The sequence below is a fragment of the Azospirillum lipoferum 4B genome (assembly GCF_000283655.1).
GTDB lineage: Bacteria > Pseudomonadota > Alphaproteobacteria > Azospirillales > Azospirillaceae > Azospirillum > Azospirillum lipoferum_C.
This window is the reverse complement of the sequence record NC_016585.1, coordinates 95,040-121,864: the sequence shown is the minus strand read 5'-3', so window position 1 is coordinate 121,864 and position 26,825 is coordinate 95,040. Positions and strand designations below refer to the sequence as shown.

Below are 26,825 nucleotides of genomic sequence, written 5' to 3'. Positions count from 1 at the left end.
ATTGTGCAGCAAGCGTTTCACCGCCTCGGAATCTCGGCACACCGCCGTCGCCATGCCCTTGGTGGGGAAGCCATCGGCATAGCGGGGATCGGAGCGCTTCGGCATGTCCGCCCTATAACGCCCCGGATCACTGCGAGCCAACCTGCAATAGACGGCGCTGGCGCCCGCGCCGAATGTTGATCAGACATCCAGATAGCTGATATCGAACTGCCAGAGGTCCAGAGCCTGCTGCAGATCGGCGAGGCTGAGACCCGCGTTGTAGTCGTCCGTGGTGATGTCACCGGCGATGCTGTGGCCGAGCAGTGCCTTGATCATTGTTTCGTTGCATCGGCGGCGCAGAAGGTGGGTATTCACCGTCGTGCGGAAGCTATGAAAATCCAGTCCTGGCTTGTAAATCCCGATCGCTCGGCGGTACTCCGTCCACCACAGGCTGTACGCGTGGCCGTACGTGCTGAAGCCGCCGCCGCGTTTCAACTCCGGGAAAAGCAGGGGAGAACCCTCGGCCCGACGGGCTTGGGCATACTTCAGGAGACCGATCCGGATCAACGAAGAGTGGACGGGTACCGTGCGAGCACTCGCCGCGGTCTTGAGTTTCCGCCCCGCACCTTTCCGGATGCGGAAGACGGCGATGCCGTCCTCCTCGTCGACATCCTCCGTCTGCAACTGGAGGATCTCCTCCAGCCGCATTCCTTGGTGCGCGGCGATGAGGGGACCCCAGAACCGGGCGTCGCGCGGCGGCGGGCTGTCGGAAGCCGTGGCGCGCAAACGATCGTCGACGCAGCCGGCCCACGCGGGTGAGCGGAACAGGCTTTCCAACTCATTCACCTCGTACGCGAGCCGCTTCCGGCGATGCTCCTTGACCAGCGCCTTGTCATAGTACTCGCTGGCGAAGACAGAGGCATCCTCCTTGCGGTCCAGATACTTCATTCCGGCTGTGAAGACCACGTTCAAGAAATTGATGTGCTTGTTGACCGTCGCCAGCGAGTAGCGTGCGACGTGCCAGCTGTCATCGTCTTCATCACGAAAGATGCCATGCACAGAGTTCGGATCCACCTCTTCGTCGTTCAAGGCCTGTTCAAGGGCATTCGCCTCGGCGACCAAGTCCGTAATCGTCAGTTTCGCGAACCTCCCTTTGCCAGCCAGCTTCGGCACATCGAGAAGAAGCGCCTTGTAGTCGCTCGCGTCCGCGCTCGTCACTTGGTCGATGGGCACATCGCCACGATATTCGACAAACATCCGGATGCTGGTGGTCGCATCCGCGATGGACTTATCGTTCCACCCCTTATCCCGCTTCAATTTGATGCACTTCTGCAGCATCTCCGTGATCGTGGGCGCCGCCCTGCCGATCATGGGCGCAGCAGGAGGCGTTGTAGGCGCCGCGGCGGGTATGAAGGCCGCTGCCGGTTCACCCACCGTCTGGCGAGGCACGAGGAGTGCCTCCGGCGAGGTCAGCACGATCTCCGGCAATTCACGCTCATCCGTAGCCGCTTGCCCATGCACGGCGCCAAGCACAGACAAGGCTTGGCGCTCCAGGACGCCGCGGCTGTTCGGATGGACGGTGATGCCCTCCGCTTCAAATCCGTCGAGAGCACGCTGCACATGAGCCTGCGCCATCTGGCGGTCGTTACGGCGCGCGGCATCCAGGTACGCTCCCTGCACGCCTTGGGCAATGGTCGCGCGGATCGTCGAGGCGGCGCGCGCCGTTGTCAACTCTGCCGGCGGCGCAGGGTTCGCGGCGACGAAGTCGCGAATGGCGCGGTCCAGCTCCGGCGGTAGCCAAAGGCCGCGGTGGACGGGCCCACCGTCGGCGGGCTCCTCCACCATAGTGGCGGTCTGGTCGTTGCTGTCCTGGGCAGGAGCGTCGGCCGTTGGACCCGCCGCAATCCCGTTGGCCCGGCCCTTGTCAGGATCCTTCAGGTCGGCGTCGTCGATGCCGGCCATCGACCCTTGTTGGGCCAGCCAGTGCAGCAGGGACTGGGCGAGATCCTTCGGAGCGACAATGCGGCGCGCCGCCGTAGGGCGTGGCACGAACCCCAGATCCGGCGGCTGCTGGGCGCGTTCGGCCTGCTCGGTGGCCAGGGCGTCGTCACGCACCTTAGCGAGGATGGAGGTCAGCACGGCGGGGTCTAGCGGTGCGTGCAGCATGCGCAGGTCCTCCATTGCCAGATCGAGCGCCAAGCCGACGCGCCGGGCTGCTCGGAGGACGCTCGTACCGAGCGATAGGCTTAGTCTCCCGCGCGGAGACGTCAGCTGCAAGTCAGACGGAACGCGGCGGCGCCAGTGCCAAGTCTGGTGGCGGAGGACGAGGTGCGCGGCTTGGCCCATGCTCGGTACTCTGACGGGACCGGGCGGCGCGTTGGGCAGCAGCTTTGGGCTACAACCATGGGCACCACCTGCGGATCGTTGCAGGAGCGGCGGAACCAAGTGGCTGTTTCCAAAGGGAAGTCGTGAGAGTTGGTTGGGGGACTAGGATTCGAACCTAGGCTGGCGGAGTCAGAGTCCGCTGTCCTACCGCTAGACGATCCCCCAGACCGTCACCGGGGCGGCTTGTTTGCCGTGCCCCGTGGTGTGGGCGGGTTTATAGCGACCACATGTCGGGCTGTGAAGAGCTTTTTTCATTCCGGATGCATTTTTTTCCGAAGCAGTCCGCCGGCCCGGTTTTCCTAGGGCGTGTCGTCAGTTATGGGATTCCCAGCGGTAGGAATGCGTGATTCATAGAGGGTCGGCTGACGGGAGGGCCGACGAATGCGACGCTATGCTTTGCGCGACGATCAGTGGGAGCGGGTCCAGGATTTTCTGCCGGGGCGGGTAGGCCATGTCGGGGGGACGGCGAAGGACAACCGCCTGTTCGTCGAGGCGGTGCTGTACCGTTACCGGGCTGGCATTCCCTGGCGCGACCTGCCCACCCGGTTCGGGGATTGGAAGAACACCCACCGCCGCTACCGCCGCTGGTGCGAGAGCGGGGTGTTCGAGCGCCTTTTCAAAGCCCTGGCCGAGGACAGCGACAACGAGTACATGATGCTCGACGCGACCATCGTCCGCGCCCACCAGCACAGCGCCGGGGCGCGAAAAAAGGGGGCGCCTGCCAAGCCATCGGCCGATCACGAGGGGGGCTGACGACGAAGATCCATGCCATCGTGGACGCCTTGGGCAACCCGGTGGCGATCTCCCTGACCCCCGGTCAGGCCTCTGACTTCAGCCAAGCCGCCCCTCTGCTCGACGCGGTCGAGCCGCAGGCCCTCATCGCCGACAAGGCCTATGATGGCGACGCCCTGATCGACGCATTGAAGGAGCGCGACATCGTCCCCGTCATCCCGTCCAAGGCTAATCGGCTGATCGCCCGCGATACCGATTTCGCCTTGTACCGCGAACGTAATCTCGTCGAGCGATTCTTCAACAAGCTGAAGGGCTTCCGAGCCATTGCAACTCGATACGACAAGCTTGCCAGCACTTTCTTGGCGGCTGTTTACCTCGTGTCGGCTGTCATCTGGCTCAACTGACGACACGCCCTAAGGCCGGCGGCAACTGTCGGTCAGCGCAACGCTATGTTTGTCATCGGGGCGAGGATCCGTCGGAGATCGTCGTCGGCCTCCAACTCCTCCAGCTTGCAAGGAAGGCGGCGACGCCAGTTCGGATGCTGGTCGACGGTGCCGGGAAGATTGGGCTGCTCGTCGTCCGCCAGCGCGTCCTCGATCTGCACCATCACGATGCGGGACGGGGTACGCGCCAGATAGGCGTGGACAGCAGCGGACAGTTCGATGCGGAAGGGCTGGTCGCCGTCCTCGGTCGGATAGCTGTCCGGGCGCAGCCCCTCGCGGGACAGGGCCTGCAACAGGCGCCAGCGGTCGACGCCGCGGTCCCAGCGGTCCTTGTCCCGGCTGGCATCGTCGGGATAGAGGCTGAGACGCTGGCGCCAGTCGAGGTCTCGGCCGGTCCAGAAGCCCTTGAAGGGTGCCAGATCATGCGTGCTGACCGTCGCCATGGAACCGGCGGGATAATCGCCGGGAGGCTTGAAGCCGCCGTCGGCAGTGCGTTCGAAATACAGCACGCGGTAGCTGAGGATCCCGGCCTGCTCCAATGCCGGCCGGAAGCCCTCCGGAACGGTGCCAAGATCCTCGCCGATCACGACGCAACGGTTGCGGCGGCTCTCCAGCGCCACGATGCGCAGAAGGTCGTGGAAGGGATAGGCGACATAGGCGCCGTCGCTGCCGTCCTCCGGAATCCAGAACAGGTGCTGCAACGCCATCACATGGTCGATGCGAAGCGCCGCCGCATGGCGCATGTTGGCCCGCAGGAGTTCGACGAAGGGGCGGTAGGCGGCCTCGCGCAGGCCCAGCGGCGACAGCGGCGCCAAGCCCCAGTTCTGGCCCTTCAGATTGAACTGGTCGGGCGGAGCGCCGACATTGGCGCCCTGAACCAGCATCGACGGATCGGCCCAGGCGGAACCGCCGCCGGGATGGGCGGCCACGGCGAGGTCGCGGTAGAAGCCCATGGCAAGGCCTGCGGACGTGCCGCGCGCCGCCGCCTCGCCCAACTGGCGGTCGGCCTCGAACTGCGCCCAGGTGAAGAAATCGACGCGGTCTGCATGGTCTGCGGCGAAGGCGGCGACCTCGGCGCTCCCCGGATCCTGGAAGGCCGCGGGCCAGCTGCGCCACATCCACAGCGACGGGTCCTTGCGGAAGAAATGCTCGTGCAGGGCATCGAACAGGGCATGGCGGTCAAGCGCCACCCCCATCTTCTGCCGGAAGCGGGCATAGGCAGCCTTGCGCGGGTGGTCGTCGGGCAGGTTGCGGAAGCGCGCGTGCAGTTCCTCCAGCACCGGAAGCTTCAGTGCGGCGACCGCGGGGTAATCGACCAGCTCCGCCTGCCGCGCCGCGGCCAGCGCGGACTGGAAGGCGGGGTCCGCGATCCGGGCACGCAGGTCGTCGGCGTCCGCCAGCTCGGGAACGGAGGACGGGTCGATGTAGAGGATGTTGAGGAATTGGCGGCTGGACGGCGAATAGGGGCCGATATGGTTCGGGTCGGCCGGGAACAGGGCATGCAGCGGGTTCAGCCCGACCAGCCCGGCGCCCAGCCGGCCGGCGACCTCGGCAAAGCCGGAAAGATCGCCGAAATCCCCCATGCCCCAATCGCGGTCGGACCGCAGGGAATAGACCTGCAACCCGATGCCCCAGCAGCGGCCGGCCGGCACCATCTCCTCCACTGTCACGCAACGGTCGGGCGCCACGATCAGGGTGGTGGCACCGGATGGACCGGCGCCGCCAGGGGCCTCCACATGCACGGCCAGCCGGTGGTAACCGATGGGCAGCGACACCGGCAGCAGGCCGCCGAGCGCGCGGCGCTCATAGGCCGTGCCGTCCAGCATGGCGCGCTGCTCCACCGGCAGGTCGCGGACCGTGACGCGGCCACCCTGGGCGCTCGCCCCCTCCGGCGTCAGTTCCCATACCAGCGTGGCATCGTCCAGGCCGGCCGGCAGGGCGACGCCCAGCCCGATGCCCTGCCCTTCCCCGGTGACCAAGACCGGCGGCAACGGGCGGCTCCAGGATCGCCGCTCCACCGTGCGCAGGCTGGCGGCGACCTCCTCGTCCGTGGCCGTCGGCAGCCCCATGGCGGCGACCAGCGCCCGCTTGGTGGCGGCGGAGGTCTCGCGCCGGTTGCCCCAGATGTCATGGTAGAGGGGTTCTACCCCAAGCAGATCGGCCAGCCGGTCGAGATCACTCATGCAGGGTCCCCGCGGGTTGTACGGAAAGGGTGTTGGTGCCAAGGGTTTGGGACGCAAGGGCGCTTGGCGTCAATGCAGAGCGGCGGCCTATGCCATCGGCGCTTCCCCCGTCACCCCGCCGGAAGGGCGGATGCCGCCTGCCCTCCGGCACCCGGCGGAGGGACTGCGGAGGAGAGGGAAGCGTCCTCGGCCGGAACCGCCGGCAACGCGGCCGCCGCCTTGGCCTGAGCGATCTGCTCCAGCCGGCTGCGGTAGCCGGTGACGGCGGCGGACACCTCACGCGTCATCGATTCCAGCGGGCGGTCGGGATCGACGGCCTGCATCAGGGCGCGCGACAGGGCCTGCAACTGCTCCCGGTCGTCGACGGGGACCGGCCCGGTCTCCGCGGCGGCGCGGACCTTGTCGGCCAGCGACTTGACGGCGCGGGCCACCGCCTCCACCGGGGCATGGTCGCCGTCCTCGCCCAGCCGGCGCAGCAGGTCGTCCAGGAAGCCGCCGATGCGGCCGACATGGTCGATGGCCATGCGGTCCGGCACCGGCCGCGCCAGCCCGGCCAGGGCGAATTCCACCAGGAAGGCGACCTGGATGCTGGCGCGCAGCCGCTTCTGGGTGGTGACGGTCGCAACCGCCTCGTTCAGCAGCATGCGGGCGCCGGACTGGGTCCATTGGCCGGTGGCCTTCAGGCGCAACGTGTTGGGGGCGTCCAGAACCGGCACCTGGGCGCCTTCGCGCGGAGATTTGCGGCGGTCGGGGCCGGTGTAGTCGGCGGTGACGACAAAGCCCTTGCGCGCCTCGATCAGGCTGACGATCCGGTCGCGCACCTGCTTGGGCGACACCGGCTTCATCAGCAGGTCGTCGCCGCCGACATTGGTGACGCGGGTCAGCAGAGCCGGAGTCGGCGCCCAGGTGGTGACGATAACGCAGGCGAAGGGGTTCGGCACGGCCGGTTCGTTGCGCAGGGAGCGGATGAAGCGGAAGGCTTCCGAATCCTCGCCGTCGGCGTCGAGCAGCACCAGATCGGGCATGGCGGCGGTCAGCAGGCCGGCGGCGGCCTTCACCGAATCGAACAGCTCAACCCGGCGAAAGCCCAGGCGGATCAGCACGTCGCGGAACACGCGCGCGGTGTTGAGCTGACTGTCGATGATCGCCGCGTCGACCTGCGAGAAATCGTAATCCGGCATCGCCCTACCCGAAGCTCCGCTGCGATCGTGACGGCAACACGTCCAGCAGGTTAACACGCATTGTCTCCGCCCGTCGCGGTAGCATCTTCACCGGGGAAAAGAACAGTGGGCAAAGGACCGCAGGCACCGGTGCATGCCGTACTGCCGCCGCCCCCACCGTTCACATCCCCGCCTGTTCCACCAGGGTGAAGACCAGCACCGTCCGCCCGTCGACCAGCACCGACCGGCCGGCCAGATGCATCCGCTCGTCCCCCGCCCCATCGGCGACGCGGGTGTCGAGCACGCAGCGCCAGCCCCGGCCGCCCGGCACGTCGGGCAGGGTCACGGTCAGGATGTCGGCATGGGCGTTCAGTACGATCAGCAGCACGCCGTCGGACAGAGGCTGCCCGTCCGGCCCGGCATGGGTGCCGGCGCGGCCGTTCAGCAGCAGGACGATGCAGCGCGCCTGGGTGTTGCGCCAATGCTCGGCGGTCTTCTCCACCCCTTGGGCATTGTACCAGACGATGTCCTTCAGCCCGTTGGCCGCCGTTTCCTGTCCATGCAGGAAGGTGGGGCGGCGCAGGACCGGGTGGGCGCGACGGAGCGCGATCAGCCGGCGGACGAAGGACACCAGCGCCCCGTCGCGCTTCGCCCAGTCCAGCCAGGTGATGTCGTTGTCCTGGCAATAGGCGTTGTTGTTGCCGTCCTGGCTGTGGTCCAGCTCGTCGCCGGCCAGCATCATCGGCGTGCCCTGCGACAGCATCAGCGTGGCCAGCAGGTTGCGCTTCTGCCGCGCCCGCAGCTCGTTGATGCCGGGGTCGGCCGTCTCGCCCTCCACCCCATGGTTCCAGGAACAGTTGGCGGAATGGCCGTCGCGGTTCTCCTCGCCGTTCGCCCAATTGTGCTTGTCGTTGAAGGCGACGAGGTCGTGCAGGGTGAAGCCGTCATGGGCGGTGATGAAGTTCACGCTGGCCCAGGGCCGGCGCCCGCGCTTTTCGAACAGGTCGGCGGAGCCGGCGATGCGGCCGGCCAGTTCCGGCAGCATGCCGTCGTCGCCGCGCCAGTAGCGCCGCACGGTGTCGCGGTAGCGGTCGTTCCACTCCGCCCAGCCCGGCGGGAAATTGCCGACCTGATAGCCGCCGGGACCGACGTCCCACGGCTCGGCGATCAGCTTGACGTCGGCCAGCACCGGGTCCTGCCGCACGGCGTCGAGGAAGCCGGAACCGGGGTCGTAGCCGTAGGGCTCCCGCGCCAGCACGGTGGCGAGATCGAAGCGGAAGCCGTCGACATGCATCTCCGTCACCCAGTAGCGGAGGCTGTCCATCACCATCTGGACCACGCGCGGATGGCTGAGGTTCAGGGTGTTGCCGGTGCCGGTGTCGTTGATGTAGTGGCGCGGGTTGTCCGGCATCAGCCGATAATAGCTGAGATTGTCGATGCCCTTGAAGGACAGGGTCGGCCCCAGATGGTTGCCTTCGGCCGTGTGGTTGTAGACGACGTCGAGGATGACCTCGATCCCCGCCTCGTGCAGGCGGGCGACCATCGTCTTGAACTCCGACAGGACGCCGGTGGTCATGTAGCGCGGCTCCGGAGCGAAGAAGCCGATGGTGTTGTAGCCCCAGTAGTTGGTCATGCCGCGGGTGACGAGGTGCTGCTCGTCGGCGATGGCCTGGACCGGCAGGAATTCCACCGAGGTGATGCCGAGCGCCCGCAGATACTCGATCACGCTCTGGGTCGACATGCCGGCGAAGGTTCCGCGCAGATGGGCCGGCACCTCCGGATGGCGCATGGTGAAGCCGCGGACATGGGTCTCGTACAGCACCGTGTCGGTCCAGGGCACCCGGCGGTGGCGGTCATGGCCCCAGGTGAAGGCGCCATCCACCACCCGGCATTTCGGCATGCCGCGGGCATTGTCGCGCCGGTCGAAGGATAAGTCCTCCTTCGTCGAGCCGACCCGGTAGCCGTAATGGGCATCCGACCATTTGAAGCCGCCGAACAGCGCCCTGGCGTAGGGATCGATCAGCAGCTTGTTCGGGTTGAAGCGGTGCCCCTCCTCCGGCTCGTACGGCCCGTGGACGCGGTAGCCGTAGAGCAGGCCGGGGCGGGCATCGGGCAAATAGCCGTGCCAGACCTCGTCGGTGTGTTCGGGCAGCGTGACCCGCTCGACCTCGCGCTGGCCGGTCTTGTCGAACAGGCAGAGCTCCACCCGCTCGGCATTGGCGGAGAACAGCGCGAAATTGACGCCGAACCCATCCCAGGTGGCGCCGAGCGGATAGGGCTTGCCGGGCCAGACCGGGGTGCGGGCGGAGGTGGGGGGCATGCGGACTACCGGTGTGGGAAGACGGGAGAGGATGGCGGGAAAACCACAGCCGGCTCAAGCGGATACGCGATCCGGCACCGCCGGGTCACGAAAATTCCGCTGTACATGGCACCCGCGGAAGGGATCGGCCGGTCCTGGCTAAAGACCGAAATCATGACGGAGCACTCCGACACCGAAGACGCATTCGGTCAGGTGGCGGTCCATGAAATCGGGCTGGTGGAAATCCATCAGTTCCAGCCCGCCCGGCGGAAAGCCCCAGGCGGCATTGTGCGCGATGCGAGCGGGCAGCCAGGGATCCTGCGGCAGCAGCCGTCGCTTCGGATAGGATTTCATCAGGAACCGGTACGGGAAATCGCGCCGGCCGATGAACAGCGGCGCACAGCCGACGGTATCGGCCAGTCCGACCGGATGGGAATCCGGCTGGATCCAGGCGCGCGTCAGGTGGCGGGAGGCCGTCGAGCGGGCAAAGGAACAGATGCCGAAATACGCCTCGGCATCGAGCGCCCGGCTATAGCCGCCGTCTACGGGATGGAAATCCAGCCCGGTGAAGCTCACCGCGTTGAAGCCGCTGGCCTCCACCCCGGCCAACGCCGACCGCAGGGATGGCCCGAGGCCGGTCGGAACCGGCCGCTGGCTTCCTTCCAGCAGCAGCATCCAATGACCTGGGCAGGACGCCGCCACATCCTCCACATGATGCCAGAAACTGTCGAGCTTGCCGTCATCGGCGACCCGTGGGGTCGCGATGTGTTCCAACGCCGCCAGCTTTGCCGACTGGCCGACCAGCAACTCATGGGTGCCGTCGGTCGACCCAAGATCGATGGCGTGGATGCGGATTCCGTCGGCGTGCAGCCGGCCGACCAGCCCCTCGACATGCTCGGCATCGTCGCGGGTCACCAGCACCGCAGTCACCGGACGTTCCTGCCGGGCCATCGCGGCCGGGCGGGCATTGCGGTCGATCACCGCCAGAATGGTGCTCTTCGGCCGGCCGCGGTTGTGCGAAGCGGTCAGTCCGGCATGCATCACCGGCAGGCCGAAGCGGTCCAGCAGGGCGCGGAACTCCGCCAGGGTCCATTCCCGCACATGGCAGGGGTTGGGCGGCGGCCCGGCATGGCCGGGATGATGGGTGCGCTCGCGCTCCGGGGTCGAAACCAGACAGGCCCGCACCGCGGGCGCGATGCCGGCCAGAACCTTCAGCAGCCCATCGGGCCGGACCAGATGCTCGATCACGTCGGAACAGACGACGACGGCGTCGGCCAGGGTTTCCGGACCCAGCGACCGCAGGGCCTCGGCCAGCGCCGGCACTTCCTCCCCATCCAGGTCTACGGTCAACCAGCGGCCGAATGGATAGGTGGCGCGGCAATACTCGATGTTGCCGCCGTAATCGATGCCAATCACCGAATACCGTCCGGCGAGCAGCCCCAGCTTCTTCGCGCCGCCGCAGCCGATATCGATGACGGTGCGGGCGCCGTACCGGTCGGCCAGCACCGCGGCCGCGGCATAGACATCGGGTTGCCAGACCACCCGGCTGCCGGCGGTATCCTCGGTGTAGGCGGGGTCGAGCCGGTGGCGGTAGCCGCTTGCGATGCAATAGTCGTTCATGGGCGCCGCCGTGATCCGTCGGGTTGGGTCGATGGAGTCGCGATGGGCGTTTGGAACAGGATGGAACAGTTTTCCGGCATCTGTTCCACTGTTCCATCCATCGTCCCGACGGAAGGGCGGCGCATCCTGCGTTCGGTCGTCTGGCTGGACATGCGGAAGCCTCCTTCATCCGGGATCGGACTCGTCCCATCTGGGACACTTCCTATCACGGACGGGCGGCGGCGGTAAGTCCGGCACGGCAAACCGGCCGGACTTGCCGCACATTCCGCCCTGCTACTCCGCCTTCCTCTCCAGAATCAGCGTCGACAGCGGCGGGATGGTCAGGTCGAGCGAGTGGGTGCGGCCATGCCAGGGGGTTTCCTCGGCATAGATGCCGCCGCCGGGGTTGCCGACGCCGCTGCCGCCATACTTCGCGTCGTCGGTGTTGATCCGCTCCACATAGCGGCCGGGCAGCGGAACGCCGACGCGGTAGCCGTACCGGGGAATCGGCGTGAAGTTGCAGACGGCGATGACGATGTGCCCGGACTCGTCGGCCTTGCGCAGGAAGGTGAAGACCGAGTTCTCGTTGTCGTTCGACTCGATCCACTCGAAGCCGGACGGGTCGCAGTCGGTCTTGTGCAGCGGCTCCAGCTCGCGATAGACGCCGTTCAGGTCGCGCACGAGGTCGCGCATGCCCCGGTGCATGGGCTGGTCCAGCAAATGCCAGTCCAGGCTCCGCGCCTCGCTCCACTCGCTCCACTGGGCAAACTCGCCGCCCATGAACAGCAGCTTCTTGCCGGGGTGGGCGAACATGAAGCCGTAATAGGCGCGCAGGTTGGCGAATTTCTGCCAGTCGTCGCCCGGCATCTTGTTGATCAGCGAGCCCTTGCCGTGGACCACCTCGTCATGGCTGAGCGGCAGGACGAAGTTCTCGGAGAACTGATAGATCAGCCCGAAGGTCATCTGGTGGTGATGGTAGCGGCGGTGGATCGGGTCGTTCTGCATGTAATGCAGCGTGTCGTGCATCCACCCCATGTTCCATTTGTAGCCGAAGCCGAGACCGCCGAGATAGGTCGGCTTCGACACCATCGGCCATGACGTGGATTCCTCCGCCACCGTCATCGCGCCCGGCTGCTGGCCATAGACCAGCTCGTTCATGCGCTTGAGGAAGGCGATGGATTCGAGGTTCTCGCGACCGCCGAACTTGTTGGGGACCCACTCCCCTTCCTTGCGGCTGTAGTCGAGATAGAGCATGGAGGCGACGGCATCGACGCGAAGCCCGTCCAGCTTGTAATGGTCGAGCCAGAACAGCGCGTTGCCCAGCAGGAAGTTCTGCACCTCCGTCCGGCCGAAATTGTAGATCAGGGTGTTCCAATCCTGGTGGAAGCCCTGGCGCGGATCGGCATGCTCGTAGAGATGCGTGCCGTCGAAATCGCCCAGCCCGTGCGGATCGGTCGGGAAATGGCCGGGCACCCAGTCCAGCAGCACGCCCAGCCCGGCGCGGTGGCAGGCGTTGACGAAGTCCTTGAAGTCCTCCGGCGAGCCGTGGCGGGCTGTCGGGGCATAGAGGCCGATGGGCTGGTAGCCCCAGGACCCATCGAACGGATGCTCGGTGATCGGCAGCAGCTCGATATGGGTGAAGCCCATGTCCTTGGCGTAGGGGATCAGCCGCTCCGCCAGTTCCTGATAGGTCAGGAAGCGGTTGTCCTCCTCCGGCACCCGTGCCCAGGAGCCCAGATGCACCTCGTAGATGGAGATCGGCGCGGTGCGGTCGGAGGTGGCGACCTTGCGGCTCTGCCACTCCAGGTCCCGCCATTCGTAGGACGGCAGGCCGTGGATGACCGAGGCGGTGGCCGGGCGCATCTCCGCCTGGAAGGCGTAGGGGTCGGCCTTGGCCGGCAGCAGGTTGCCGTTGGGCCCGCGGATCTCGAACTTGTAGCGCTGGCCGGCATGGGCGCCGGGAACGAAGATCTCCCAGACGCCGACCTCGACGCGCCGGCGCATCGGCAGGCGGCGGCCGTCCCAGTTGTTGAAGTCGCCGACCACGCTGACGCTGCGGGCGCTCGGCGCCCAGACGGCGAAGGACACGCCGGCGACGCCGTCGACCTCGCGCGGGTGGGCGCCCAGCTTCTCGTAATTGCGCAGGTGGGTGCCCTCGGCCAGCAGATGGACGTCCAGCTCGCCCAGCATGTTGCCGAAGCGGTAGGCGTCCTCGAACTCCTGGGTCGCCAGCGGGTATCGGGCGCGCAGGCGGTAGCGGAAGCGCTCCGTCCGGTCGGGCATCACCGCGAGGTAGAAGCCGTCCTGGTGAATGCGCTCGGCCTCGCCCGCCGGTTCGCCGGTGGCGCTGTCGATCACCCACAGCTTTTCTGCGCCGGGCACGAAGGCGCGGACCTCCACCGGCCGGCCGGGCGCCTCCTGCTGCATGCCCAGCACGGCGAAGGGATCGCCATGGTCGGCCCGCGCGATGGCGTCCGCCGCCGCACGCAGGGCCTCGGCCCGGTGATCGGCGGGCCGCCGATTCGCGGCCTCCTGTTCGTTGGAACGGCTTTCGGGGACGCCGGTCTGCGCCTGGTCCTTGCGGGTGTCCGTCGTCATGTCGCTCGCCATTGGCCAAGTGCCCTTCTTCGTGGAGGCCCCGATCGTCTTCATGGACCAAAACTGTCCCGACGCCGGGACGCCTTCTCCGGACGTGAACATACCCGCGGCGGTTTCGTCACACCATGCCCGCCGCGGATTTGTCCTCTCACCCCTTCGCGCCCGCCTCATCGGCATCGTCGAGCAGGCCCAGCACGCCCTTGACCGGGATGCCGATCCAGCTGGGCCGGTTCGCCGCCTCGTAGCCGATCTCGTAGAAGGCCTTTTCCAGCAGGAACAGGGTCAGCAGGCCGCGCGCAGCCTCGTCGCCGGTCCCATTCCCCGCCGGCCAGACCGGGCAGCCCTCGATGGCCGTGCGGTAGCCGTCGAGGAAGGAGTCGATGCTGCGGCGTTCCCAGTCGAGGGCGGCGGCCAGCGCCGGGCTGTCACCGCTGTTGGCGCCCTCGCCCGCGCTGTCCAGCCGGAACAACGCCGCCCAGGCGGCATAGTTGAAGGAGCGCAGCATGCCGGCCACGTCGCGCAGCGGGCTGGACTTGGCGCGGCGTTCCTCCAGCGTCTTCGCCGGCTCGCCCTCGAAGTCCAGGATGTACCAGTCGTTCTGCGCCCGAACGACCTGACCCAGGTGATAGTCGCCGTGGATGCGGGTCTTGACGCCGTCGATCCGCATCCCCGCCAGCGCGTCGAGCCGCCCCATCGCTTCGGCCCGGCGGGCCAGAAGCTGTTCGGCATCGCCGCTCACATTGGCCGGCAGACGGTCCAGCGTTCCGGGCAGGGCGGCGAAGGCCGCCTCCGCCTGGGCGCGGGCGGCATCGGCCCAGCGGGCCAGATCGTCGGGCGTGATCGGCTCCGGATCGAAGGCCGGCTTGCCGGTGGCCTGGGCCAGCGCCCGGTGCAGTTCGGCGGTGCGCTGCCCCAGCGTGGTCATCATCACCAGATGCATGCCGAAAGGCTCGCCCGATTCGGCGGCGTCCTCGGTGGTGCCGGCGACGCCGAGGCGGATGTCCTCCAGCTGGCGTTCCAGCTCCTCCACCGTACTGGCCCAGCCGTCGCCCTGGTTGCGGACGAAGGCCTGCGCCACCGCCAGCGCGGTGGGCGTGCCGTCGGCCGCCACCTGCTCCACGGTGCCCAGCAGGGCCGGGGTGTTGGCGAAGCCGACCTCCGTCAGGAAGCGGCCCATCTCGACCTCCGGATGCTCGCCCTCCACCAGCCGGCGCAGCACCTTCAGCACGATCTGGCTGTCGACCAGGACGGAGGTGTTGCTCTGCTCCACGCCCAGCCGCCGCACCTCGGCTTCCTCCGACAGGTCGATGGCGGCCAGCGCGTCGGTGGCGGTGAAGCGGATGCTGCCGCTGCCGGCCATCCACTGCCCCGACATCGCCTGCAGCGTTTCGCCACGCCTGAGAGCCTCGATCAGGGCGAGCGCGAAGCCGTCGGCCTGCACCGCGTCATAGATGGCGCCGGTCCTGGGACCCCGCCGCACCTTCGCCAGCGTGTAGGGAAGCAGCGGCCAGCCGGTGCCGCCCGCCCCGCTCTCCCAGCTCATCGCCATCGGCAGGAAATAGCTCTGGTCGGCGGCATCGCCGTCCCCCCCAACCCCACTGAGGCCGACCTGCGTCCTGACCAGCATGAAACCGTCGCCCGGTCCCGGCAGCTGGGCGGCCATGGTGACATGCGAGCGGGTGATGCGGCGGTCCTTGGCGGAGAACCAGCGCTGCTGCGGCAGGAAGGCCTGCAGGATATCGCGGCCCAGCTCGTCCGCCGCCTTGCCGCTGGTCAGGCTGTGCCAGCCGTCGCGGACGACCACGGTCAGCAGGTCCGGCACCGGCTCCGGCGGGGTTTCGTGCCAGGTCGGCAGCTCCGCCTCCGCGGTCAGGGCGAACCAGTAGAAGCCGTAGGCCGGCAGGGTCAGCAGATAGGGAAGGTCGCCAATCGGCGGGAAGACGGTGCGGCCCAGAAGCTCGACCGGGATGCGGCCTTTCCAATTCTTCAGGTCCAGCTCAACCGCCTGGGCCGAGCGCGACAGGTTGGCGACGCACAGCGCGATCTCCAACCCGTTTTCCGTCTCCAGGCAGCGGACATAGGCCAGGACCTTGCGGTTGCCGGGATAGAGCAGCGAGAAGCTGCCGCGGCCGAAGCTCTGGCGCTGCTTGCGCACCGCCACCAGCCGCTTCATCCAGTTCAGCAGCGAGGAGGGGTTGCGGGCCTGCGCCTCCACATTGACGGCCATGAAGCCATAGATCGGGTCGAGCACCGCCGGCAGATAGAGCCGGGCCGGGTCGGCGCGCGAGAAGCCGCCGTTGCGGTCGATGGACCATTGCATCGGCGTGCGCACGCCGTCGCGGTCGCCGAGATAGATGTTGTCGCCCATGCCGATCTCGTCGCCGTAATACAGCACCGGCGTGCCGGGCATCGACATCAGGAGGCTGTTCAGCAGCTCGATCTTGCGGCGGTCGTTCTCCAGCAGGGGAGCGAGACGGCGGCGGATGCCGAGATTGATCCGCATGCGCCGGTCGGCGGCGTAGAAGTTCCAGAGATAGTCGCGCTCGCTGTCGGTGACCATCTCCAGCGTCAGTTCGTCATGGTTGCGCAGGAAGATGGCCCATTGGCAGTCGGCCGGGATGTCCGGGGTCTGGCGCATGATGTCGGCGATGGGATGCCGGTCCTCCATCGCCACCGCCATGTAGATGCGCGGCATCAGCGGGAAGTGGAAGGACATGTGGCATTCGTCGCCGCCCTTCGCAGGATCGCCGAAATAGGGCAGCACGTCCTCCGGCCACTGGTTGGCCTCGGCCAGCAGCATGCGGTCGGGGTATTCGGCATCCAGCGCGGCGCGGATCGCCTTCAGGACGTCGTGCGTCTCCGGCAGATTCTCGTTGTTGGTGCCCTCGCGCTCCTTCAGGTAGGGGATGGCGTCGAGCCGCAACCCATCCACCCCGATGTCCAGCCAGAAGCGCATCACCTTCAGCACCTCCTCCAGAACCTCGGGATTGTCGAAGTTCAGGTCGGGCTGGTGCGAATAGAAGCGATGCCAGTAATAGGCGTTGGCGACCGGATCCCAGGTCCAGTTGGACTTTTCCGTGTCGCAGAAGATGATGCGCGTGCCCTGGTATTTCTGGTCGCTGTCGGACCAGACATAATAGTCGCGGTGGTTGGAGCCGGGAGGCGCCTCCCGCGCGCGCTGGAACCAGGGATGCTGGTCGGAGGTGTGGTTGATGACCAGCTCGGTGATCACCCTGAGGCCGCGGTTGTGGCATTCCTCCATGAAATGCCGGAAGTCGTCCAGGTTCCCGTAGGTCGGGTTGACCGAGGTGTAGTCGGCGATGTCATAGCCGTCATCGCGCAACGGGGACGGATAGAAGGGCAGAAGCCACACCGCCGTCACCCCCAGCTCCTGGATGTAGTCCAGCTTCTGGGTCAGGCCGGCGAAATCGCCGATGCCGTCATTGTCGGCGTCGAAGAACGCCTTGATGTGCAGTTGGTAGATGACGGCGTCCTTGTACCAGAGCCGGTCCTGCCGATCGATCATGAGTCCAGCACTTTCCAGAGGCGATTGACGGAACACGTGTCGCGGGAACACGGGACGGAAACAAGCCACCCGCTCGAAGGTTTCACCCGGCAAGCCATCCCGCAACCCCTGACTTCCGGATAGGCTCGACGGCGAAAGTCAGGGGCCGCAACGGCCGGGAAGAGTTTCGGGGCCACGGTTCGAATGCACGGCAAGCCGGATTGGACGTGGATTGACGCCAAAGAGTTATCCGGGCAGGGTAGGGTCACATAAAACTTTGCGCATAAGGCGTAGCGGTTAGATCATGCTGAGTTCCTTCATCGTCGTGACCGGCGGCGATTCCCGCTATCACCCGCTGATCCGCGAGCTGATCGCCTCGCTGCGGGCTTTGAGGCCGGCGGCGGAGTGCCCCATCGGCGTGATCGATGCCGGGCTGACCGAGGAACAGATCGCGGAGCTGAAGGCGCAGGGCGCCGCGGTGGTGACGCCGCCCTGGCCGGTCAGCATCCCGGCGCACAAGCTGCGCAACCGCATCCACCTGAAGGCCAACCTCGCCAAGCTGCATCTGCCGACCTATTTCCCCGGCTACGACACGCTGATCTGGATCGACGCCGACGCCTGGGTGCAGGATTGGGAAGCGGTGGAGATGCTGCGGCGGGGGGCGGCGTTGAACCGCTTCGCCATCGTCGCCCAATTCGGCCGCTTTTCGGAGACGGAGCTGCGGCTGGACTGGCTGTTCGGCCGCTTCGCCCGGGTGCGGTCCATCCTGTTCAAGAACTCCAGCCGCGCCGGACTGACCACGGCGGAATGCCGGGCGCTGGCAACCCGCCCGACCCTGAATGCCGGCGCCTATGCGCTGAGGGCCGACGCCCCCCATTGGGAAGCCTTCCAGCGCTGGCAGAAGCGGGTGCTGCGCAAGGGCCGCCTGTTCACCTCCGACCAGCTGGCGATGGCGGGCGCCATTTATCTGGACGGACTGCCGGTCGAGCTTCTGCCGGAATGGTGCAATTACATCGGCCCCTGGCGCTTCGATCCGGAGCGGCGGGAGCTGGTGGAGTATTACCTGCCCAACCGCCGCCTGGGCATCGTCCATATGGCCGGCGAGGACGCCATGCGCGCCGACCCGTCGGTGCTGCGCCCGGTTCTGGACATGCAGGACCGCACCCACCAGCTGAGCCTGCGCTACCCGGCCTGGGACGTGCCGGCGGCGGAGCGGGTGACGGAAGCGGTTTAACCCTTCGGCAGCTCGGCCACCAGCCGCGCCAGATCACGCACCGCACGGTCGAGCATCGCCGGGTCATGGGCGGCGAAGCCGAGCAGCAGGCCGTTGCCGGTGGTCCCATCGGCGTCACGGTGGTAGCTGGACAGGGCTGGCGTGGTCAGGCCGATGCGGGCCGCACGCTCGGCCAGCATATGGTCGGGGCAGTCGGGCGGCAGGCGGAGCAGGACATGCATGCCGGCCTCGCCGGCTTCGGCCGTGGCGAAGCCGGCGAAGGCGTCGGCGATCGACTCCAGGATGGCGGTGCGCTTGGCGGCATAGAGCGAGCGCATGGCCCGCAGGTGCGAGGCGAAATGGCCGTCGGCCAGGAAACGGTGCAGGGCCGCCTGCGGCACCACGCTGGTCCCGCCGTCGAAATGGCGCCGCGCGGCGCGCACCGGCTCGACCAGATCGGGCGGCACCACGACATAGCCGAGCCGCAGCGCCGGGAACATCACCTTGCTGAAGCTGCCGACATAAATGACGCGCCCGGCACCGTCCAACCCCTGGAGGGCGGCCAGCGGCGGGCCGGCATAGCGGAACTCGCTGTCGTAATCGTCCTCGACGATCCAGGCGTCGCGCGCCGCCGCCCAGTCCAGCAGGCGCAGGCGGCGCGCGAGGCTCATGGTCACGCCCAGCGGGAACTGGTGGGAGGGGGTGACCAGCGCCAGCCGGGCGCCGGCGCCTTGGGCCATGCCGGCGGCGACGTCGATCCCCTCCCCGTCCACCGGCACCGGGACCAGCCGCGCCCCGGCCCCCAACAGGGCGGCGCGGTTGCCGGGCCAGCCCGGCTCCTCCACCCAGGCCTCGTCGCCGGGGTCGAGAAGCAGTTGCGCCAAAAGCGCCAGCCCCTGCTGCGCGCCGGAAACGATGACGACCTGCTCCGGTTCGCAACGGACGGCACGGACGGCCCGCAGATAGGCGGCGATCTCCGCCCGCAGCGGAGCGTGGCCGAGCGGATCCGGCTCGGTCGCCAGCGGCCGCCCGCCCTGGCGCCAGCTGCGGCCGAGAAGCTGCGCCCACAGGGCGAAGGGAAAGACGCCGAGGTCCGGCGTGCCGAGCGCGAAGGGCCGCCCCACCCGGTCGCGGGCGATGGCCGGCGCCTCGGCCAACACACGGCCGCGGACGGACAGGCCGACACCCCGGCGGACTTCGTCGCGGGCGGGAATGCTGCCGGGCACCGCATCGGGAAGGGAGGCGGCGACGAAGGTGCCGGCCCCCACCCGCCCGGTGACGTAACCCTCCGCCAGCAGCGTGTCATAGGCGGTCACCACGGTGTTTCGCGACAGCCCCCAGTCGGCGGCGAGCGCCCGGCTGGGCGGCAGCCTTTCCCCCGGGCGCAGCCGTCCGTCCAGCACCGCCTGCCGCAGCGCACGGTAGAGTTGGCGGTGCAGCGGCTCCGCACCGGCGCGGTCGAGCGCCACCGGCCCAAGGCTGGAGAGAACCGGAACTGCCGCGCGGGCCATGGCGATCCTCCGAAGGGAGAAGCAAATTGGCCCCTATGGAATTGACATTCCGGACCTTTCGAGAGAACCATTCTGCCGGTCATTCTGGGGCATCGCAACAGTTCCGGCTCCGAGCACGTCCATGACCAGCCTTCTCCCCGATACATCCGCCACCGCTTCTCCCACTACGCTGGCCCAGACGCCGCGTACCCGGCCGGTTCGGCTGGGCGACCGCGGCAGCCATGACGTCGCCCTGATCCACGCCATCATCGACGAGGCGCCGATCTGCCACGTCGGCTTCGTCGACGACTCCATCAAGGGCCTGGGCACCCCCTCCCCCATGGTGATTCCGACGGTTCCCTGGCGCGTGGGCGACGAGCTGATGATCCATGGCGCTTCCTCCAGCCGGATGATCCGCCGGCTGCAGGAGGGGGGCGAAGCCTGCATCACCCTGTCGCTGATCGATGGCTGGGTGCTGGCGCGGTCGGCCTTCCATCACTCCGTCAATTACCGCTCGGTCATGCTGTTCGGCCGGCCGCGGCTGGTGGCGGAGGAGGCGGAGAAGCGTGCCGCCCTGGATGCCCTGATGGAAAAGATCGAACCCGGCCGCAGCGCCAAGGTGCGGGCGCCCAATGTGCAGGAGCTGAAGGCCACTTCCGTGTTGGCCTTCCCGATCGCCGAGGCATCGGCCAAGCGGCGCTCCGGCCCACCGTCCGACGATGCGGAGGATATGGGCCACCCGGTGTGGGCGGGCGTGGTGCCGCTGCGGCTGACTGCCGGCGATCCGGAACAGGACCCGGCCCAACTGGCGGGCTGAGGGGTTTTTGCCTGAGGGATCTTCGGCCGAGAGCAGGCAGAAACGGAAAAAGGCCGCGACGGGCTAACCCGGCGCGGCCTTTTTCCTGCGGTTTCTTCCGCTGGCGGGAAGGCCGATCCGAAACCCCCGGAGCGGCCCCCTGCCTACCGTCCTTAGGACGACGGAGCGTTCATCAGGCGCGGCAGGATCTGCGCACGACGGTTGGACGGCTCACGCACGTTCGGGCCGGTCTGGACCAGCAGCTGGCTCTCGCCCTTGCCTTCGGTCGTGATGTTGGCATTCTGGATGCCCTTGGCGACCAGAGCCTTCTTGACCGCGTCGGCACGACGCAGCGACAGCTTCTGGTTGTAAGCCGGCGAGCCCGACGTGTCGGTGTGGCCGACGACGTGGATCTTGGCGCCACCGTTCTTCAGGATGGCCGACACCGCGTCACCGATCACGCGATCGGCGGCCGGGGTGATGGTCGACTTATCCCAGTCGAAGAACACCAGATATTCGCTCTGAACCGCGGCGACGGCGGCCGGAGCCGGAGCGGCGGCGGCCGGCGGGCACGGATAGCTGCCCTGATGGATGACATAGCCGCCGCTGGAGGTGCGGGCGGCGACGCCTTCCTTGACCTGACCGCTCCAGCCGACGACCGGGTTGCACCACTGGGCGCCGGTGCCGACCTTGCTGGCGTCCTGGGCATTGGCGGCAGCCGACAGGCCGAAAGCGACGATGGCGGCCGGAATGGCAGCCAGACCCGCGCGAACAATAGTCTTCATTGTCTTCACTCCCTTCCAGAACCCTTCCCCATCAGAGTGCCTGCGGGGGATGAACCTATCAATCGAAGCATCCGCCCAAGCGCAAGCGCGGCGACGACCATCCCAACATGTGGTGCACGGCTGTGTTCCGACACCTCAGCCGATTGGCCGAACCGGACCTGTTCTTGGACCTATGCTCCACTTCCATAGCAGCTTTTCCGGTAGGTTTCCGCCAAATCCGTATAACGGTGGCTGAGGACCGGAAAAACCGCGAGATCCTTTTCCGTCAGCTCGCGAACCGGTCTAGCAGGGCAGCCGGCCCACAAGAATCCGGACGTCACCCGCTTTCCAGGTGTCACCAGAGCACCTGCCGCGACCATCGCCCGCGACTCGACATAGGCCCCATCCAGGATGCAGGCCTTCATGCCGATGAAGCAGCCGTCTTCCAGCGTGCAGGCGTGCAGCAACGCCATATGGCCGACGGTGATGTCGTCCCCGATGTAGGTGCCCTGCCCTTCGGCGGCCACGTGGATCACGGTGCCGTCCTGGAGGTTGGTGCGAGCGCCGATTCGGATCTCGTTGACGTCTCCACGCACGGTGCAGCCGTACCAGATGCTGCTGTTCGCCCCGATCACGACATCGCCGATCACCGCCGCCGTTTCCGCGATGAACGCGGTCGGGTCGATGGTGGGCAGGATGCCGTTGAAGGCGCGGACAAGGCCGGTCATCAGGTCGTACCGAAGTCGTGCATGACGGGCGGGATTGAAACACCGTAAGGCTTAAGGCACCACCTGATTTCGCATTGACAGGGCAAAGCAAATCCCGATTGGTGCCTCCGTGCAACAGTGCGGACAGGGGGCCACAACGCTGTCACAGCCCCCCATACGGACCTGTTACGGGAAAAGCGGCGCCTGATCGATGCCGGTGGTCTCGCCCAGCCCCATCATGACGTTCATGTTCTGGATGGCCTGGCCCGAGGCGCCCTTCACCAGATTGTCGATGACCGACACGATGATGGCCCCGCGCGGGGTGCGGTCGGCAACCACGCCGATCAGGTTGTGGTTGGACGCGCGGACATGGCGCGTCGCCGGCACGACGCCGGCAGGCGTGACCCCGACGAAGGGCTCGTCGGCATAGCGGGCGGCGAGCGTCGCGCGCAGGTCGTCGGCGGTGACGCCGTCGGCCATGCGGACATAGATGGTCGCCATCATGCCGCGGTTCATCGGCACCAGATGCGGGGTGAAGGAGACGGTGACCGGACGGCCGGCGGCCAGCCGCAGCTCCTGCTCGATCTCTGGCATGTGGCGATGGTGGCCGACGCCATAGGCGTTGAAGCCCTCCGACACCTCGGTGAACAGGTTGGCCTGCTTGGCGTCGCGGCCGGCGCCCGACACGCCGGACTTGGCGTCGATGATGATGCCGCCCGGCTCGATCTGGTTTTCCATCAGGAGCGGCAGCAGCGGCAGCAGCGAGCAGGTCGGGTAGCAGCCCGGATTGGCCACCACCCGCGCCTTGCGCACGCCCTGGCGGTTGAACTCGGTCAGGCCGTAGGCGACTTCCTTCTGGAGATCGACGGCGCGATGCTCATGCCCGTACCAGATGGCGTATTCGGCCGGGTCGCTCAGACGGAAATCGGCGGACAGATCGACCACCTTCAGCCCGCTGGGCAGGCCGGCGATGACCTCCTGCGTGGTGCCGTGCGGCAGGGCGCAGAAGATGAAGTCCAGGCCGTCCCACTTCAGCTGCTCGATCTTCACCAGATCGGGCAGGCCATAGCCGCCCAGATGCGGGAACACCTCCGCCATCGGCTTGCCGGCCTGTCGTTCGGCGGTCAGGGCCGAGATCTCGACGTTCGGGTGGCGCAGCAGCATGCGCACCAGTTCGGCGCCGGTGTAACCGGAAGCGCCCAGGATGCCGACGCGGATTTTCGAACCGCCGGACGTGCTGCCGAGAATGCTGGTCGAGGCCATGGAGGCAATGTCCTTCGCTGAAGACGATCTGAAGACGGGTGAAACCTGTATCCGGGATAAGCGAAAGCGTGATGACAGAGCAAAAAGAAAGGGGCGCCCCTTTCGGGACGCCCCTCGCTTGTACCGTAAAGACGCGGGCCCGTGTAGGGATTAGCGCTTCGAGAACTGGAAGCTGCGGCGGGCCTTGGCGCGGCCGTACTTCTTACGCTCGACCGTACGGGCGTCGCGGGTCAGGAAGCCGGCGGCCTTCAGCGGCGGGCGCAGGGCCGGCTCGAAGTAGGTCAGCGCCTTGGAGATGCCGTGACGGACGGCACCGGCCTGGCCCGACAGACCGCCGCCGGCGACGGTGGCGACGACGTCGAACTGGTCCAGACGCTCGGTCACGCCGAACGGCTGGGCGATCATCATGCGCAGCACCGGACGGGCGAAATAGACCGACTGGTCGCGGCCGTTCACGGTGACCTTGCCGGTGCCCGGCTTGATCCACACGCGGGCGACGGCGTCCTTGCGCTTGCCGGTGGCGTAGGCGCGGCCCTGGGCGTCCAGCTTCGGAGCGGCCAACTCTTCGGTGACGGTCGCGGTGGCGGCGGCGCCCGTCAGATCCTTCAGGCTGGAGAGGGTGGTGGTGACCTGAGCCATGCTTACGCGCTCCGCTTATTCTTCGGGTTCAGGGCGCCGATGTCGAGGGCGACCGGCTGCTGCGCATCGTGCGGATGCGTGGCGCCCTTGTAGACCTTGAGATGGGTCATCTGCTGACGGCCGAGCGGACCGCGCGGAACCATACGCTCCACGGCCTTCTCGATCACACGCTCCGGATACTTGCCGTCCAGGATCTGGCCCTTGGAACGGCCCTTGATCCCGCCCGGATAGCCGGTGTGCCAGTAGAAGATGTCGGCATCGCGCTTGTTGCCGGTCAGCTTCACCTTTTCCGCGTTGATCACGACGACATGGTCGCCGCAATCCATGTGCGGGGTGTAGGTCGGCTTGTTCTTGCCACGCAGGATGTTCGCCAGGATGCTGGCGAGCCGGCCGAGAACGAGGCCGTCGGCGTCGACGACGTACCACTTCTTCTCGATTTCGGTCGGCTTCAGATTGAAGGTCTTCATCGCCACACTCGTTTCTTCGAATACGGATCGGCAGGCCGCCGATACCGGGGCGCCGAAGCGGACGGCTTTCTACGGGCAGCAGCACGCGCTGTCAATAGAAAAATTTCTCTTTAGTATCAACATGTTGCAGTCGCGGTAATTGGATACCCGATCTACAAACCCATTGATATTAAACGGATTTTTATGAGCCCTCATTGATACGGTAATGAGATACCGCGACAGCGACCGGGTCGTGAGGGGGGATGGAGTAGGTGCCGGTGACATGGGCGACCGGCTCCGGATCGCCTTCGGAGAACAGCAGGATCTCGCCATAGGCCAGCCGCTTGCCCAGCTTCAGGACACGCGCCTCGGCGATGATGGCGACGGGGGGCGGACGGCGCAGGAAGTTGATGGTCATACTGGTGGTCACCGCCAGTTCCACCCGCCCGATCAGGCTCAGCACCGCGCCATAGAGCGCCACATCGGCCAGCCCGAACATGGCGGGCCCCGTGACCGTGCCGCCGGGCCGGACGAAATCGTCCTTGTAGGGCAGGCGCAGGCGGATCGTGCCGGCACCGAGGCTGTCGACGACGATGCCGAAGTTGCCGACCAGGGGAACCCCCTCGCGGATCAACTCCTCCAACTCCTCCTTGCTCATGGCTGGAGTGGGGGCCGGAGTGACGTTGTGTGCGGATTCGACGGCGGACATGGACCCTCGGCCGGTGATCTTACGGTTGGATCACCGGACTGTGCGCCATCCCGTCCATTCGGACAAGTATGGAGCTACCCGGCAGGCTTCGCTTCCGCCGGAACGGGAGCCGGAAGCGGGTCGGCGGAGGGGGTGGACGCCGCGGGCGCCGGGGTGTCGACGGCAGGGGTATTGTCGGTGGGGGCGGTCAGGCGAATGGGACCGCCGCCGCCGGTCGGCGCGGTGCCGGCGGCGGAGTCCGGCGGGGCCGGTGCTGCAAGCGGGGCGAGCGGCACCGCCTTGATGTCCGATTTCGGCGTTTCCGGCTTCGGGAGTTCCGGCTTCGCGGCGTCCGTCTTGGGGGCGTCGGTCTTGGCCGGTTCGGGATCGGCGGGGGTGGAATAGTCGGGCACGATGCGGGCCTGGCTGCCGGTGATGACCAGAACCTTCTGGCCGATGGGCAGCGGCTGCGGCTCCTTCTGGGTCAGCGACAGCAACTCGCCGTTGGACTTGCGGACGATGTATTCCCAGCCGGTGGTGTCGCCGGCGATATGCTCCATCGCCGTGCCCAGCAGGCCGCCGATCGCCGTGCCGCCGACGGTGCCCAGCGCCGCGTTCATGCCGCCGGAGCCGACCTGCGCCCCCAGGATGCCGCCGGCCGCACCGCCGCTGACGGCGCCGACCGTGCCGTTGGCGCTGATCGCCACCTGACGGAATCCGACCACGACCGCCGGCTCCACCTTGTTGGCCTGCTGGACCGCGCTGGAGGAGTAGGTGTTGGGCGAATAGTCGGAGCTGCAGCCCGCAAGACCGCCGGCCGCGACGATGAACAGGCAAAGGGAAAACGATCGGAGCACGGGGAGGGATCCATCCGTATTGAGACCCGTCCTGTCTCTTACGGCAAAGCAAGCCTGCTCGTCACCGGGCAAAAACCGGACAAGGCCGGAAGGCTGCATTGCGGCGCGGCGATGTCCGATGACGGATCGTTGGCAACCGCTGCGCCCCTGCGCTGTTGGAAAGGCATCGCCACAACCGGGAGCGACCACGATGAACGATGCATCCAAGCAGGAAAAGCCGGAAAACGATACGGCCAAGGCCGGCAAACCATCCACCGCCGGCACCGACCAGGACCGTGACAAGACCCTGACCGAGAAATCGGAGGAAAAGGCCGGCGGCGCCAACAAGAAGACCCCAGGCCCCATCTACGACGTCTGATTTCCGCCCGGCGCCACGGACGGGGCGCAACGGAAAACGGCCGGGGAAGAGCCTGTCTTCCCCGGCCGCCTCATTGCGGGCGGATCGTGTCCGGCGTCAGCGGCCGGCGGTCTGGTCTGCGGCCTTCAGCGACAGGTACTTCAACGTCAGGGTCGGCACATTCTCGATCACCCAGGAGGCCATCGCCTCCTCCTCGCGCAGCGAGGTCTGCAGCAGCGGAACGGCGAAGGCGAAGTTGCCGGCATCCGCCACGGTCAGCAGCGACCGGTAGCTCGCCACCTCGAAATTCTCGAAGGCGTAGTTGGCGAATGAGTTCTTCAGGATTTCGTCCTCGGCGAAGCTGTGGCCCAGCGCCGCCAGATTGCCCATGATCGACAGCGCCGTGTCCTTCAAGCCGGAATGGTTTTCCTGCAGCTGGTCCAGAATCTGGTCGAGACGGGTGATCTGCGCCTCGGTCTCGCCACGGTGCATGCGCAGATGGTCGGCGACCTCCGGGTAGTTCACCAGACGGTCCAGCTGGCGGTCCATCAGTGCAAGCGCCTGCTGTTCGACCGCGTGGGCGTTGCGCAGGCCGGTGACGAACAGCGCGCGCGTGAGGTCGGCGGGATAGGCAGCCATGAATGTCCTCCTTGTGGTGTCGGTGCTCCGTTGAACGCCTGCCCGCACCAACAGGACGGCCACGCTTTCGACGCCCTACCGATTTGGACCTACCCCGATGGGA

The 26,825-nt window shown here is 67.2% G+C and carries 20 protein-coding genes, 1 tRNA gene and 1 pseudogene; 5 read left to right on the top strand and 17 right to left on the bottom strand.

What is annotated here, in order from left to right; translation table 11 throughout:
- Positions 1-180 precede the first annotated feature (180 nt).
- Both AZOLI_RS14385 and AZOLI_RS14380 read right to left on the bottom strand, forming a co-directional pair.
- Positions 181-2,325 (bottom strand): DUF6538 domain-containing protein, encoded by a 2,145-nt coding sequence (locus tag AZOLI_RS14385; protein WP_065814230.1) that lies wholly within the window; start codon positions 2,323-2,325, stop codon positions 181-183.
- 130 nt (positions 2,326-2,455) lie between these two features.
- A tRNA-Gln gene (locus AZOLI_RS14380) sits at positions 2,456-2,529 on the bottom strand.
- A gap of 216 nt (positions 2,530-2,745) precedes the next feature.
- Between AZOLI_RS14380 and AZOLI_RS33260 the strand changes: the two are divergent.
- Together AZOLI_RS33260 and AZOLI_RS31170 are read left to right on the top strand one after the other, a co-directional pair.
- A pseudogene (locus AZOLI_RS33260) lies at positions 2,746-3,024 on the top strand (transposase); the annotation flags it as partial.
- On the top strand, positions 2,952-3,500 hold the full coding sequence (locus AZOLI_RS31170) for an IS5 family transposase (protein WP_244442499.1): 549 nt from the start codon (positions 2,952-2,954) through the stop codon (positions 3,498-3,500). The pseudogene AZOLI_RS33260 and the gene AZOLI_RS31170, both read left to right, overlap by 73 nt.
- Positions 3,501-3,532: 32 nt before the next feature.
- Here the strand turns inward: AZOLI_RS31170 and malQ are convergent, their stop codons facing one another.
- The 6 genes from malQ to treS all read right to left on the bottom strand — a co-directional run bounded on the left by malQ (position 3,533) and on the right by treS (position 16,904).
- Complete coding sequence (gene malQ, locus AZOLI_RS14365) at positions 3,533-5,722, bottom strand: 4-alpha-glucanotransferase (RefSeq protein WP_014187893.1); 2,190 nt, start codon at positions 5,720-5,722, stop codon at positions 3,533-3,535.
- 110 nt (positions 5,723-5,832) lie between these two features.
- Positions 5,833-6,903, bottom strand: a complete 1,071-nt coding sequence (locus tag AZOLI_RS14360; RefSeq protein ID WP_014187892.1) for a response regulator — start codon at positions 6,901-6,903, stop codon at positions 5,833-5,835.
- A gap of 160 nt (positions 6,904-7,063) precedes the next feature.
- A complete protein-coding gene (gene glgX, locus AZOLI_RS14355) occupies positions 7,064-9,202 on the bottom strand; it encodes a glycogen debranching protein GlgX (protein WP_014187891.1) in 2,139 nt (712 codons plus the stop codon).
- A 138-nt stretch (positions 9,203-9,340) separates the two neighbouring features.
- A complete protein-coding gene (locus AZOLI_RS30400; protein ID WP_014187890.1) occupies positions 9,341-10,801 on the bottom strand; it encodes a class I SAM-dependent methyltransferase in 1,461 nt (486 codons plus the stop codon).
- A gap of 273 nt (positions 10,802-11,074) precedes the next feature.
- On the bottom strand, positions 11,075-13,378 hold the full coding sequence (glgB, locus tag AZOLI_RS14345; RefSeq protein WP_244442578.1) for a 1,4-alpha-glucan branching protein GlgB: 2,304 nt from the start codon (positions 13,376-13,378) through the stop codon (positions 11,075-11,077).
- Positions 13,379-13,526: 148 nt separating this feature from the next.
- Positions 13,527-16,904 carry a maltose alpha-D-glucosyltransferase gene (treS, locus tag AZOLI_RS14340; protein WP_014187888.1) on the bottom strand — a complete coding sequence of 1,126 codons (3,378 nt, stop codon included), beginning with the start codon at positions 16,902-16,904 and terminating at the stop codon, positions 13,527-13,529.
- 283 nt (positions 16,905-17,187) lie between these two features.
- Between treS and AZOLI_RS14335 the strand changes: the two genes are divergently transcribed.
- Positions 17,188-18,117, top strand: coding sequence for a glycosyltransferase (locus AZOLI_RS14335; protein WP_014187887.1), 930 nt, complete (start codon positions 17,188-17,190; stop codon positions 18,115-18,117).
- Here AZOLI_RS14335 and AZOLI_RS14330 read toward each other — a convergent pair.
- Positions 18,114-19,607 carry a PLP-dependent aminotransferase family protein gene (locus AZOLI_RS14330; RefSeq protein ID WP_014187886.1) on the bottom strand — a complete coding sequence of 498 codons (1,494 nt, stop codon included), beginning with the start codon at positions 19,605-19,607 and terminating at the stop codon, positions 18,114-18,116. The two genes, AZOLI_RS14335 and AZOLI_RS14330, sit on opposite strands and share 4 nt — an antisense overlap.
- Positions 19,608-19,728: 121 nt before the next feature.
- Between AZOLI_RS14330 and AZOLI_RS14325 the strand changes: the two genes are divergently transcribed.
- Positions 19,729-20,403: a pyridoxamine 5'-phosphate oxidase family protein gene (locus AZOLI_RS14325; RefSeq protein WP_014187885.1), complete on the top strand. Its 675-nt coding sequence runs from the start codon at positions 19,729-19,731 to the stop codon at positions 20,401-20,403.
- A gap of 152 nt (positions 20,404-20,555) precedes the next feature.
- Here the strand turns inward: AZOLI_RS14325 and AZOLI_RS14320 are convergent, their stop codons facing one another.
- From AZOLI_RS14320 to AZOLI_RS14290, 7 genes are all read right to left on the bottom strand, one after another.
- Positions 20,556-21,167 carry an OmpA family protein gene (locus AZOLI_RS14320; RefSeq protein WP_014187884.1) on the bottom strand — a complete coding sequence of 204 codons (612 nt, stop codon included), beginning with the start codon at positions 21,165-21,167 and terminating at the stop codon, positions 20,556-20,558.
- 170 nt (positions 21,168-21,337) lie between these two features.
- Positions 21,338-21,874: a gamma carbonic anhydrase family protein gene (locus tag AZOLI_RS14315; RefSeq protein ID WP_014187883.1), complete on the bottom strand. Its 537-nt coding sequence runs from the start codon at positions 21,872-21,874 to the stop codon at positions 21,338-21,340.
- A 165-nt stretch (positions 21,875-22,039) separates the two neighbouring features.
- Complete coding sequence (argC, locus tag AZOLI_RS14310) at positions 22,040-23,116, bottom strand: N-acetyl-gamma-glutamyl-phosphate reductase (protein ID WP_014187882.1); 1,077 nt, start codon at positions 23,114-23,116, stop codon at positions 22,040-22,042.
- 150 nt (positions 23,117-23,266) lie between these two features.
- Positions 23,267-23,755, bottom strand: a complete 489-nt coding sequence (gene rpsI / locus AZOLI_RS14305; RefSeq protein ID WP_014187881.1) for a 30S ribosomal protein S9 — start codon at positions 23,753-23,755, stop codon at positions 23,267-23,269.
- Positions 23,756-23,757: 2 nt separating this feature from the next.
- A complete protein-coding gene (rplM, locus tag AZOLI_RS14300) occupies positions 23,758-24,222 on the bottom strand; it encodes a 50S ribosomal protein L13 (RefSeq protein WP_014187880.1) in 465 nt (154 codons plus the stop codon).
- Positions 24,223-24,403: 181 nt separating this feature from the next.
- Positions 24,404-24,910 (bottom strand): PaaI family thioesterase, encoded by a 507-nt coding sequence (locus tag AZOLI_RS14295; protein ID WP_014187879.1) that lies wholly within the window; start codon positions 24,908-24,910, stop codon positions 24,404-24,406.
- A 74-nt stretch (positions 24,911-24,984) separates the two neighbouring features.
- The gene (locus AZOLI_RS14290; RefSeq protein WP_014187878.1) at positions 24,985-25,746 is read right to left on the bottom strand and encodes a glycine zipper 2TM domain-containing protein; all 762 of its coding nucleotides are present in this window, start codon (positions 25,744-25,746) and stop codon (positions 24,985-24,987) included.
- 190 nt (positions 25,747-25,936) lie between these two features.
- Here AZOLI_RS14290 and AZOLI_RS32510 point away from each other — a divergent pair, with 190 nt between their 5' ends.
- On the top strand, positions 25,937-26,104 hold the full coding sequence (locus tag AZOLI_RS32510) for a hypothetical protein (protein ID WP_014187877.1): 168 nt from the start codon (positions 25,937-25,939) through the stop codon (positions 26,102-26,104).
- Positions 26,105-26,200: 96 nt separating this feature from the next.
- Here the strand turns inward: AZOLI_RS32510 and AZOLI_RS14285 are convergent, their stop codons facing one another.
- Entirely contained in the window at positions 26,201-26,722 is a 522-nt protein-coding gene (locus AZOLI_RS14285; RefSeq protein WP_014187876.1) for a ferritin-like domain-containing protein, read from the bottom strand.
- Positions 26,723-26,825 lie beyond the last annotated feature (103 nt).